Consider the following 11,665-nt stretch of genomic DNA (forward strand, 5'->3'; position numbering starts at 1 on the left):
GCCCGAATGGACCACGATCGGCCACGCTCGGTCCAATCCCGTACCAGCCCGGCCATCAGCCGCGCCACGAGTGGTTGGGTCCCCACCGAGTGGGCCGGGGCGTCTGCGCCGGCCGTGGACAGGGGGGTTCCTGCCGACCGGCAGGGCCTGTCCGAACGGGCCGCGCGGACGCCTGCGCCGAGCGGCACGGTGGTTGTCGCTCGGGGGTGATCGCCGGTGATCCGGACGCGGTTCGCGCCTGATCCGCGGGCGTTCCCCTTCCCGAGGACGTAGCACTTCTCCCATCCCAGGCGGACCTCCGGGTCCGGCCCGGAGATGTACGTCCGAGAAGGAGGAATCTATGCAGTCCCAGATCCGCGGTGGGACCAGATGGAAGCGGTTCGCCGTCGTCATGGTGCCCGGTGTGGCCGCGACGGCCGCGATAGGCGTCGGGCTCGCCCAGGGCGCCCTCGCCGCGTCGTTCGCCGTCTCCGGCCAGGAGTTCAAGGTCACGGCGGAGTACCTCGACGGCCGCGGGTTCGCCCAGTACGGCGGCGTCGACATGGGGTACGCGAACGTCAAGGAAGGTGACCAGGTCGTCCCGCGGCCGGTCGCGATCTCGACGTTCAAGAACGCCACGATCACCAACATGTGCCAGTCGGTGGTCACGCCGGACGTCCCGATCTTCGGCAAGATCACGCTGAAGCTGAAGGCCGGCGAGGACCCGAAGAACCCGGTCGTCGCGGAGAACCTGTACCTCGACATCACCGACCTGAAGGCCGACGCCGAGTTCGAGAACATCGACATCGGCATGGCGGCCAAGGACACCGGCGCCGGCAAGTTCGCCAAGGGCCCGGTCGTCAAGGACCACAGCATCAACCAGAACGGCTTCGCCCAGCAGGCGACCCGTGCCCAGCTCCGCAACGTGCAGCAGAAGGCGTGGGCGACCACCGCCGCGTCCTTCAAGCTGAGCGGTCTCAGCATGAAGCTGCACAAGGGCGACGGCCCGGGCGTCGAGTGCTACTGACCGGTGAACCGTGAGGGCGGGTGGGGCGCTCGCAGCGTCCCCACCCGCCCGACTCCCACCTCGACGAGCAACACCAGTACCAGGGAGCTTCCATGAGCGCCGAGTCGCCGGAGCAGAACGAGCACTTTGTCCGCGTCCTCAAGAGGCGGTTCCGTGACTGGCGGGGCAGCCGGCCGTTCTGGGCGGGCCTCTTCACCCTGCTGGGTGGAATCCCCATCGCCTACTTCCCGTACGCGAGTCTCCAACTCGGGCAGATGACCCTCTCGATGGCGACGACCACGGGCGCCGGGGCCCTGATCATCGGGGGTCTGCTGGTCACCCTCGGCCTGACCATGTGGTTCCAGCAGGCCGTGCGCATCTTCGCGGGCGTCGCCGCCATCCTCCTTGCCCTGGTCTCCCTCCCGGTGGCGAACCTGGGCGGTTTCGCCATCGGCTTCCTCCTGGCCCTCGTCGGCGGAGCGCTCTCCATCGCCTGGGCCCCCGGCCGGCCGGAGGACGACGAGCCGGAGCACGACCTGCGGCCCCGCGCGGACGACCCGCTGGAGCCGTTCCACGCACGCACGTACGACACCGAGACGATTGTCGACGCCAACGGCGGGAGGAACAGTGCGGGGTGACGAGACGCAGCCGGCGGTCGCCGGCGGCGAGGCCGCACGCGTCAGGAGGGGGCCGCGCCACGCGGCTCCGCGCAAGTCGCTGCTGACCAAGTTGCAGGCGCCGGCGGGCAAGGCACTGGCCCTGGCGGCGATGCCCACGGCCGTCCTGGTCGGCATGAGCCTGACGCCGAGGCCGGCGCTCGCCGACGAGAAGGACATCCCGTTCGCGCCCGGCCCCTGCGTCACGCAGTCGGACGAGCCGGCCGCGTCGCCGGAACCGAAGCCGAGCACGTCCCCCACGGCCTCCCCGTCTCCCTCCGCCTCCGCCACCGCCTCCGCCACCGCCTCGCCGGACGGCGGCGGTACGGACACGGGGGCGGAGCCGCCCGCGCCGACCGGGACACCGTCCGCGCGGGGGACGACCGGGCCGGCGGAGCCGGTGCGGCCGACGCCGCCGGGCAAGGAGCCGCAGGCGGGTACGGCGGGCCCGTCCGCGACCCCGTCCCCGACGGCGACCCCCGCGCCCGCGCCCTCCGCGTCCCGCCACCCGCTGGACCCGCTGGGCGTCGGGGACGCCGTCAAGGACCTCCTGGGCGGACTGGGCGGCGAGCGGCAGACGCCCGCACCCGCGCCCTCCGTGCCCACGGCGGACCCGGCACCCGCCCCCCCGGCCACCCCGTCGGCCCCGGCCCCGCCCTCGGCCAAGCCTCCGGCCCGCGACGGGCTGGACCGGCCGGACGCACCCGCCGACAAGGAGGCGAAGCCGGGCACCGGAAGCGGCGCCGGCTCCGGGGACGCGACCAAGGAAGCGATCAAGGACGCCGCCGACGAGGTCGGCGCCGAGGTCGAGGAGCTCCCCGAGAACGTCAAGGGCCGGGAGCCGAAGAAGGACGAGGACGTCCCCGACGGCGCCAAGCCGCCCTTCCCCTGCCCGACCCCGGACCCGCAGGCCCTCGCCGACGCGGAGCCGGAGCCCGGCGTCCCGCACGTGGCGGACCACCCGTGGCGGCTGGAGAGCACGCGGCTCACGCTGCGTGGGCTGAAGTACCACGGCATCGTCGAGGTGCGCACGGGCGGCGGCACGCTGAAGAAGGCCCTGAAGTTCACCGCGTCCGAGGTGGACATCAAGGACCTGCACCAGCTCACCGTCCACGGCGAGGGCCGCACCGGGCACGTGACGTCCCGCGCCGGCTCCACCTCGACGATCACCGGCGGCACGGTGACCATGTACACCGAGCGGCTGAAGGGCAACCTCTTCGGTCTGATACCGATCACGTTCAGCCCGGAGACCCCGCCCCCGCTGGACGTCCCCTACGCCTTCTTCACCGACGTCGAGGTCGTCCAGGCGGCCCAGTTCGGCGGCACCCTGAAGGTGCCGGGCCTGAGGAACCACATCGAGGACTGACCCCCGGTACCCGGTACGACGGCGGGAAGGACCGGCGGCCGGGGATCAGTCGGTCTCCGAACCGCCCAGGTGGTGGACGCGGACCATGTTGGTGGTGCCGGGGACACCGGGGGGCGAGCCGGCGGTGATGACCATCGTGTCGCCGGGGTTGTACCGCTGGAGCTTCAGCAGCTCGGCGTCGACCAGGTCGACCATCGCGTCGGTGTTGTCGACGTGCGGGACGACGAAGGACTCGACGCCCCAGCTCAGGGCGAGCTGGTTGCGGGTCGCGGTGTCCGTCGTGAAGGCCAGGATCGGCTGGGTCGCGCGGTAGCGGGACAGCCGGCGGGCCGTGTCACCGGACTGGGTGAAGGCGATCAGGGCCTTGCCGTGCAGGAAGTCGGCGATCTCGGCGGCCGCGCGGGCCACCGAACCGCCCTGCGTACGGGGCTTCTTGCCGGGCACCAGCGGCTGGAGGCCCTTGGAGAGCAGCTCCTCCTCGGCCGCCACGACGATCTTCGACATCGTGCGGACCGTCTCGATGGGGTAGGCGCCGACGGACGACTCGGCCGACAGCATGACCGCGTCGGCGCCGTCCAGGATCGCGTTCGCGACGTCGGACGCCTCGGCGCGGGTCGGGCGTGAGTTGGTGATCATCGACTCCATCATCTGGGTCGCGACGATCACCGGCTTGGCGTTGCGGCGGCACAGCTCGATGAGCCGCTTCTGCACCATCGGCACCTTTTCGAGCGGGTACTCGACGGCCAGGTCGCCGCGCGCCACCATCACGCCGTCGAACGCCATGACGACGTCCTGCATGTTGGCGACGGCCTGCGGCTTCTCGACCTTGGCGATGACCGGGACCCGGCGGCCCACCTCGTCCATCACGCGGTGGACGTCCTTGACGTCGTCGGCGTTGCGCACGAAGGACAGCGCGACCATGTCGCACCCCATGCGCAGCGCGAACCGCAGGTCCTCGACGTCCTTCTCGGAGAGCGCCGGGACGTTCACCGCCGCGCCCGGCAGGTTGATGCCCTTGTGGTCGGAGACGACCCCGCCCTCGATGACGATGGTCCGGACGCGGGCGCCGTCCACCTCCAGGACCTTCAGCTCGACGTTGCCGTCGTTGATGAGGATCTGGTCGCCCTTGGCGACGTCGCCGGGCAGTCCCTTGTACGTGGTGCCGCAGACCGACTTGTCGCCGGGGACGTCCTCGGTGGTGATGGTGAACTCGTCACCCCGCACCAGCTCGACCGGGCCCTCGGCGAAGGTCTCCAGCCGGATCTTGGGGCCCTGGAGGTCGGCCAGCACGCCGACGGCGCGCCCCGTGTCCTCGGCCGCCTCGCGGAGGCGGTGGTACCGCTCCTCGTGCTCAGCGTGGGTTCCGTGGCTCATGTTGAAACGGGCCACGTTCATGCCGGCCTCGATGAGCGCTTTCAGCTGCTCGTAGGAGTCGACGGCGGGGCCCAGTGTGCAGACGATTTTGGAACGGCGCATAAGGCGGATCCTATCGGTTTGTTTCTCTGCGGAATATTCCGTCTGGTGGAATGTACAAATGGGCGGGGGACCGCTCAGCCGAGTTCTTCGAAGTGCGTGGAGTTTCCCCGTTTTCAGTTGCTTACCAGCGAGTACGTCTGTCGGGCGATCTCCAGTTCCTCGTCCGTCGGGACGACGGCCACGGCCACCCGCGCGCCCTGCGGGGAGATCAGCCGCGGTTCGCCGGACCGTACGGCGTTCAGCTCGGGGTCCACCGCGAGGCCCAGCTGTTCCAGGCCCTCCATCGCAGCTTCCCGCACCGGCGCCGCGTTCTCACCGACACCGGCCGTGAACACCACCGCGTCCACCCGGCCGAGCACCGCGCAGTACGCCCCGACGTACTTCTTCAACCGGTGGACGTAAATGTCGAACGCGAGCTTCGCCCGCTCGTCGCCCTCGTCGATCCGGCGGCGGATCTCCCGCATGTCGTTGTCGCCGCACAGGCCCACCAGGCCGCTCTTCTTGTTCAGCAGCGTGTCGATCTCGTCCACCGACATCCCCGCCACCCGCCGGAGGTGGAAGGTGACCGCCGGGTCGACGTCACCGGAACGCGTCCCCATGACCAGGCCCTCCAGCGGCGTCAGGCCCATCGAGGTGTCCACGCACCGCCCGCCCGCCACCGCCGAGGCGGAGGCGCCGTTGCCGAGGTGCAGCACGATCACGTTCACCTCGGACGGGTCCTTGCCCAGCAGCCGGGCCGTCTCCCGCGAGACGTACGCGTGCGAGGTGCCGTGGAAGCCGTAGCGCCGGATGCGGTGGGCGTCGGCGGTCTCGGTGTCGATCGCGTACCGGGCCGCGTGCTCCGGCATCGTCGTGTGGAACGCCGTGTCGAAGACCGCCACCTGCGGCAGGTCGGGCCGCAGCGCCATCGCCGTGCGGATGCCGGTGATGTTCGCCGGGTTGTGCAGCGGCGCGACGGGGACCAGCCGCTCCACCTCGGCCAGCACCTCGTCGGTGACGACGGTCGGCGCGGAGAACCGCAGGCCCCCGTGGACGACCCGGTGGCCGACGGCCGCCAGGTCGGGGGAGTCCAGGCCCAGGCCGTCGGCGGACAGCTCCTCGGCGACCGCCCCCAGCGCGGCCGTGTGGTCGGCCATCGGCGCGGTCCGCTCGCGCCGCTCCCCGCCGCCCGCCAGCGGCGTGTGCACCAGCCGCGAGCCGGGCTCGCCGATCCGCTCCACGAGGCCGGCCGCGAGGCGGGAGCCGTCGCGCATGTCGAGGAGCTGGTACTTCAGCGACGAGGAGCCGGAGTTGAGGACGAGGACGCGGGTCGGGCTGGTCACGGTGGCGGTGCTTTCTGTCGTCACGGGAGGGGCGGGGCCGGGGGCGCCCGGCGCGGGCGGGGCGGTGGGCCGGGCGGGGCGGCCCCGCCCGGGCGCGGGTCACACGGGCGGGGCGGCCTGCGCCTGGATGGCGGTGATGGCCACGGTGTTCACGATGTCGCTGACGAGGGCGCCGCGCGACAGGTCGTTCACCGGCTTGCGCAGTCCCTGGAGCACGGGGCCCACGGCCACCGCGCCGGCCGAGCGCTGCACGGCCTTGTAGGTGTTGTTGCCCGTGTTGAGGTCGGGGAAGACCAGCACCGTCGCGCGGCCCGCGACCTCCGAGCCGGGCAGCTTGGTCGCGGCGACGGACGGCTCCACGGCCGCGTCGTACTGGATGGGGCCCTCGATCCTCAGCTCCGGGTGCGCCGAGCGCACCAGCTTCGTCGCCTCGCGGACCTTGTCGACGTCGGCGCCGGTGCCGGAGGTGCCCGTCGAGTACGACAGCATCGCGATCCGCGGCTCGACGCCGAACCGGGCCGCCGTGGCGGCCGACTGCACGGCGATGTCGGCCAGCTGGTCGGCGTCGGGGTCGGGGTTGACCGCGCAGTCGCCGTAGACGAGCACCTTGTCGGCCAGGCACATGAAGAACACCGACGACACGATCGAGGCGTCCGGCTTCGTCTTGATGATCTCGAAGGCGGGCCGGATCGTCGCCGCCGTCGAGTGCACCGACCCCGAGACCATGCCGTCGGCGAGCCCCTCCTGCACCATGAGCGTGCCGAAGTAGTTCACGTCCGCCACCACGTCGTAGGCGAGCTCCACCGAGACGCCCTTGTGCGCGCGCAGCTCGGCGTACCGCTCCGCGAACCGCTGGCGCAGCTCCGAGGCGGCCGGGTCGATCAGCTGGGCGCCGGACAGGTCGATGCTGAGGTCGGCCGCCTTGCGGCGGATCGTCTCCGGGTCGCCGAGCAGGGTCAGGTCGCACACGTCGCGGCGGATCAGCACGTCGGCGGCGCGCAGCACCCGCTCCTCGGTACCCTCGGGGAGGACCACCCGGCGGCGGTCCGTCCGGGCCTGCTCCAGCAGCTCGTGCTCGAACATCATCGGGGTGACCCGGCCGCTGCGGGCCACCGAGATCCGCTTCAGCAGGTCGGCGGTGTCCACGTGCCGCTCGAAGAGGCCGAGCGCGGTCTCCGCCTTGCGCGGCGTCGCCGCGTTCATCTTCCCCTCCAGGGCGAAGAGCTCCGTGGCGGTGGGGAAGCTGTTGCCGCTGACGGCGATGACCGGCGTGCCGGGCGCGAGGCGCGCGGCCAGGGTGAGGATCTCCTCGCTGGGCTGCTCGTTCAGCGTCAGCAGGACGCCCGCGATCGGCGGCGTGCCCGCCGAGTGCGCGGCCAGCGCGCCCACCACCAGGTCGGCGCGGTCCCCGGGGGTGACCACCAGGCAGCCGGGCGTCAGCGCGTTGAGGAAGTTCGGCAGCATCGCGCCGCCGAAGACGAAGTCGAGGGCGTCGCGGGCCAGCCCCGCGTCGTCGCCGAGGACCACCCGGGCGCCCAGCGCGTGGGTGATCTGCGCGACCGTGGGCGCGGACAGCGACGGCTGGTCGGGCAGCACGTAGCAGGGGACGGGGAGGCGGGCGGAGAGCCGCTCGGCTATGGTCTCCCGGTCCTCGGCGGCGACCCGGTTCACCACCATCGCGAGGACGTCGCAGCCCAGCCCGGCGTACGCGCGGAAGGCGTTGCGCGCCTCGGCCCGCACCGCGTCGGCCGCCGCCCCCTTGCCCCCGACGACCGGGATGACGGAGGCGCCGAACTCGTTCGCGAGGCGCGCGTTGAGGGCCAGCTCGTCGGGGAGCTGCGTGGCGGCGAAGTCCGTGCCGAGCACGAGCACCACCTCGTACTCCCGCGCCACCGCGAGGAACCGTTCCACCAGCCGGGACACCAGCTCGTCCGTGCCCTGCTCGGCTTGGAGCGCCGACGCCTCCTGGTAGTCCATCCCGTACACGGTCGCCGGGTCCTGGGAGAGGCGGTAGCGGGCGCGCAGCAGCTCGAAGAGGCGGTCGGGCCCGTCGTGCACCAGGGGGCGGAACACCCCCACCCGGTCCACCTGGCGGGTCAGGAGCTCCATCACCCCCAGCTCCACGACCTGGCGGCCGTCCCCGCGCTCGATCCCGGTCACGTACACGCTGCGCGCCACGCCGTGGTCTCCTGTCCGTCAAGCGAGTGTGCGTCTGGTACCCCGTACTGGCCTGAAACATCCCACGGGAGATGGCCATACCCTCTTGACAATACCTCTGCGAATGGGTAGAGCGCTTGCCGGGTGTCCGGGGCGGGGAAGCCCCCCGGCGCGCGGCCGGCAGGGCGCTCGGAGCACCGGCCGTGGGACAATTCGGAAGGCGCGCCCCCGACGAGCACCGAGCCCTCCGGCGTCCGCGACGCCCGCCCCCCCAGCCGACGACGACACGACTACCGAGCAGGAGACACAGCACGATGCGCATCGGAGTTCTCACCGCAGGCGGCGACTGCCCCGGCCTGAACGCCGTGATCCGGTCGGTCGTGCACCGCGCGCTCACCGGCCACGGGGACGAGGTGATCGGCTTCGAGGACGGGTTCAAGGGCCTCCTGGACGGCCACTACCGGCCCCTCGACCTCAACGCGGTCAGCGGCATCCTCGCCCGTGGCGGCACCATCCTCGGCTCGGCCCGCCTGGAGCGCGCCCGGTTGCAGGAAGCCGCCGAGAACTGCGGCGACTTGCAGCGCCGGTACGGCATCGACGTCCTCATCCCCATCGGCGGCGAGGGCACCCTGACGGCGGCGCGCATGCTGTCGGACGCGGGCATGCCGGTCGTCGGCGTCCCGAAGACCATCGACAACGACATCTCCTCGACCGACCGGACCTTCGGCTTCGACACGGCCGTGATGGTCGCCACCGAGGCCATAGACCGCCTGAAGACCACCGCCGAGTCCCACCAGCGGGTGATGGTCGTCGAGGTGATGGGTCGTCACGCCGGGTGGATCGCCCTGGAGTCGGGGATGGCCGGCGGCGCCCACGGCATCTGCCTGCCCGAGCGGCCCTTCCAGGTGGACGACCTGGTCAAGATGGTCGAGGAGCGGTTCGCGCGCGGCAAGAAGTTCGCCGTGGTCTGCGTCGCGGAGGGCGCGCACCCCGCCGAGGGGACCATGGAGTACCGCAAGGGGGAGATCGACCAGTTCGGCCACGAGCGCTTCCAGGGCATCGGCACCCGGCTCGCCAAGGAGCTGGAGAAGCGGCTCGGCAAGGAGGCCCGCCCCGTCATCCTCGGCCACGTCCAGCGCGGCGGCACCCCCACCGCGTACGACCGCGTCCTCGCGACCCGCTTCGGCTGGCACGCGGTGGAGGCCGCCCACCGCGGCGACTTCGGCCGGATGACGGCGCTGCGCGGCACGACCATCACGATGGCGCCCCTCGCGGACGCGACGACCCGGCTGAAGACCGTGCCGGAGGACCGGATGCTGGAGGCCGAGTCGGTCTTCTGACCGGCGCCGGCCCGCGCGGCGCGCGCGGCACCCGCCGAGCGGCCTCGATCGCCCCCCGTGGGGGATCGAGGCCGCTCCTGCGCGGTGCGGCCGAAACCCCCTCTTGAGCCCCTCCGCCGGATCAACAAGGCTGGGCCTCGTCCAGGACGTGTGTCCCGACTCCGACCGGGGCCGGCCAGGGAGGCGGTGGCGCATGTCCGACCGGGAGAGGGCGCCCGGCCCCGCGGGGGCACGGGACCCCGCGGCGTTCGTCGCCCGGCTGCGGGCGCTGAAGGACTGGTCCGGGCTCACCCACCGGGAGCTGTCCGCCCGTGCCGAGGCGGTCGGCCACAGCCTGCCGCGCTCCGCGGTGGAGGACATGCTGGCGCGGGCGACGCTGCCCCCCGAGGACTTGCTCGCCGTCTTCGTCCGCGCGTGCGGGGCGGGCCCGGCCGAGACGGAGCGGTGGGTGGCGGCCCGCGAGGCGATGGCCGCCCGCGTCCGTACCGCCCCGCGCGAGGCCGGGGCCGGGGCCGAGGCCGACGAGGGCGCCGGCGCCGGCGGTGAGGGGGCCGGCGGACGCGCACCGGGTGCCGGGCCCTCCGGCCGTGCGCCGGCGGGCCTGCGGGGCGGCCAGGGCGGGGCCGGCGGCGGCGCGGGTCGCAACGGCTCCGGTGGCGCGGCGGACGGATCCCGCGGGACGTCCCGAGGCTTCGTGGCGTGGCCGGGGGGCCCGGCGGGCGGCGCCCGGGGCGCCGGGCCGGCGGCGGGCGGCCACGGAAACGGTTCCGCACCCGGCGGCCGGGGCGGCGCCGCAGGCGCGTACGGCGCGAACGGCTCCGGCGGTGGTGCCCATGGCCCGGGCGGGACCGGCTCTCCGGGCGGCGGTACGGCCGGGCGCCGGCCGTGGCGGGCGGTCCGCGACGGTGCCCGCCGGTGGTGGACGGCGCGCGGCGGCGCCCGTCAGTGGTGGACGGCGCGGCTGGTGGTGCCGGTCCTCGGCGGTCTGACCCTGGTCGTGGCGCTCACCACCCTGGCCGCGCTGCTGCGCGGCGGCGACGAGCGGGGCCACGGCCCCCGGCCCGCGGTCGCGGCGCCCGCGCCCGGTCCCGTCCACATACGCGCGATCCACTCCGGGCTCTGCCTCAACGAGCGGCCCGGCCGGCGCGGCGGCCGGGTGTACCAGGTGGAGTGCGCGGACGCGGACGTGCCGCGGTACTCGCTCCGACCCCTCGGCGGCGGGCTGTGGCGCCTCGCCACCGACCACCCGGAGCACGGGCGCGGCTGCTCCGGTGCCCCGGTCGACGCCCCCGCCGGCGCGGACGCGCCCCTCGTCGACCAGGAGTGCGGGAGGCGGGGCGCGGGAGAGGAGTACCGCATCGAGCCTGCCGAGGGCGGCGCCCACCGGGGCCACCGTGTCCGCAACGCCGCCACCGGACTGTGCGTGACCGTGCCGGACGGGGCCCGCCGGGCGTGGACGCCCGTGGTCCACCGGGCGTGCGCGCCGGACGCGGCCGGCCAGCTCTTCAGCTTCGACCCGCGCCCCGGCGAGCGGTGAGGCCCCCTCCCCGTGAGCCGTGGTGTCCGGTGCCGCCGGCTGCGGCTACAGCCGGGCCAGCGCCCAGAAGTGGTCCACGATCCGGTCCAGGAACTCCCGCCCCGCCTCGCCGCCGCTCCCGCCGGAGTCGCCCCAGCTGTACGTGGCGACCATCCGCGCCTGGTAGTCGGCGTGCAGCCGCTGCAGCACCTCCTCCAGGTGGTCGCGGCGCAGCGGGAGCAGCTTCGCGGCGGGCCGGACGTACGCCTGCCAGCGCGTGGTCGCCGCGTCGCGCAGGACGGCCGCCAGTTCCTCGTCCCGGCCGGTGGCGTTGAGCAGTTCGCGGGGGCCGAGGCCGAGGACCTCGGCGAGCGCGGCGGTCTGGCGCTCGTTGCCGCGCCAGCGGCCGGTCTCCTCCATCTTCAGGTACGCCCGGGTGTCGACGCCGACCCGGCGGGCCAGGTCCTCCGGCGCCATGGCGCGCGCCAACCGGTGCTCGCGCAGGGTGGTGGCGGCGGCCAGCAGCTCGCCGGGGGAGCACCACAGCACGCCCGCCAGGGCGGTCAGCTCGCGGTTGTCGGGCGTGGCCGCGCCGCGTTCCCAGGCGATGACGGTCTCGGGCGGGACGTTCAGACCGTACTGCGCGCGCAGGCCGTAGGCGACGTGACCGGGCGCCATGCCGAGGCCCTCGCGCAGCCGGCGCGCGGCCAGGGCGTTGAACGGGGGAGTGGAGGAGGGGGGAGACGGGTGCACGCGCACAAGCTAGGTGCGCGGCGTCACGGCTGGCTACGGTGTGTTCGACCAAGACCGAATGTTGGAGGAACGTCCAGAACGTACCTACTCCTAG

Annotated in this window: 9 protein-coding genes; 5 read left to right on the forward strand and 4 right to left on the reverse strand. The window is 73.6% G+C overall.

Features of this window, described 5'->3' with window-relative positions; translation table 11 throughout:
• The first annotated feature begins 340 nt into the window (after positions 1 to 340).
• The 3 genes from LPA54_RS23235 to LPA54_RS23245 all read left to right on the forward strand — a co-directional run bounded on the left by LPA54_RS23235 (position 341) and on the right by LPA54_RS23245 (position 3,007).
• A complete protein-coding gene (locus LPA54_RS23235; RefSeq protein WP_228980959.1) occupies positions 341 to 1,006 on the forward strand; it encodes a DUF6230 family protein in 666 nt (221 codons plus the stop codon).
• Positions 1,007 to 1,098: 92 nt separating this feature from the next.
• A complete protein-coding gene (locus LPA54_RS23240) occupies positions 1,099 to 1,623 on the forward strand; it encodes a DUF6114 domain-containing protein (RefSeq protein ID WP_228980960.1) in 525 nt (174 codons plus the stop codon).
• Entirely contained in the window at positions 1,613 to 3,007 is a 1,395-nt protein-coding gene (locus LPA54_RS23245; RefSeq protein ID WP_228980963.1) for a hypothetical protein, read from the forward strand. The genes LPA54_RS23240 and LPA54_RS23245 overlap by 11 nt, the downstream gene beginning before the upstream one ends.
• A 45-nt stretch (positions 3,008 to 3,052) precedes the next feature.
• Here the strand turns inward: LPA54_RS23245 and pyk are convergent, their stop codons facing one another.
• The 3 genes from pyk to pta all read right to left on the reverse strand — a co-directional run bounded on the left by pyk (position 3,053) and on the right by pta (position 7,983).
• Complete coding sequence (pyk, locus tag LPA54_RS23250; RefSeq protein ID WP_228980965.1) at positions 3,053 to 4,483, reverse strand: pyruvate kinase; 1,431 nt, start codon at positions 4,481 to 4,483, stop codon at positions 3,053 to 3,055.
• A 113-nt stretch (positions 4,484 to 4,596) separates the two neighbouring features.
• Complete coding sequence (locus LPA54_RS23255; protein ID WP_228980967.1) at positions 4,597 to 5,805, reverse strand: acetate kinase; 1,209 nt, start codon at positions 5,803 to 5,805, stop codon at positions 4,597 to 4,599.
• 99 nt (positions 5,806 to 5,904) lie between these two features.
• On the reverse strand, positions 5,905 to 7,983 hold the full coding sequence (gene pta / locus LPA54_RS23260) for a phosphate acetyltransferase (protein WP_228980968.1): 2,079 nt from the start codon (positions 7,981 to 7,983) through the stop codon (positions 5,905 to 5,907).
• A gap of 293 nt (positions 7,984 to 8,276) precedes the next feature.
• Between pta and LPA54_RS23265 the strand changes: the two genes are divergently transcribed.
• Positions 8,277 to 9,302 carry an ATP-dependent 6-phosphofructokinase gene (locus LPA54_RS23265; RefSeq protein WP_228980969.1) on the forward strand — a complete coding sequence of 342 codons (1,026 nt, stop codon included), beginning with the start codon at positions 8,277 to 8,279 and terminating at the stop codon, positions 9,300 to 9,302.
• Between the two features lie 193 nt (positions 9,303 to 9,495).
• Positions 9,496 to 10,839 (forward strand): RICIN domain-containing protein, encoded by a 1,344-nt coding sequence (locus LPA54_RS23270; RefSeq protein WP_228980970.1) that lies wholly within the window; start codon positions 9,496 to 9,498, stop codon positions 10,837 to 10,839.
• A gap of 45 nt (positions 10,840 to 10,884) precedes the next feature.
• Here the strand turns inward: LPA54_RS23270 and LPA54_RS23275 are convergent, their stop codons facing one another.
• Positions 10,885 to 11,496, reverse strand: coding sequence for a helix-turn-helix transcriptional regulator (locus LPA54_RS23275; RefSeq protein WP_228981046.1), 612 nt, complete (start codon positions 11,494 to 11,496; stop codon positions 10,885 to 10,887).
• Positions 11,497 to 11,665: the final 169 nt, after the last annotated feature.

The sequence above is a fragment of the Streptomyces sp. DH12 genome (assembly GCF_020873895.1).
GTDB lineage: Bacteria > Actinomycetota > Actinomycetes > Streptomycetales > Streptomycetaceae > Streptomyces.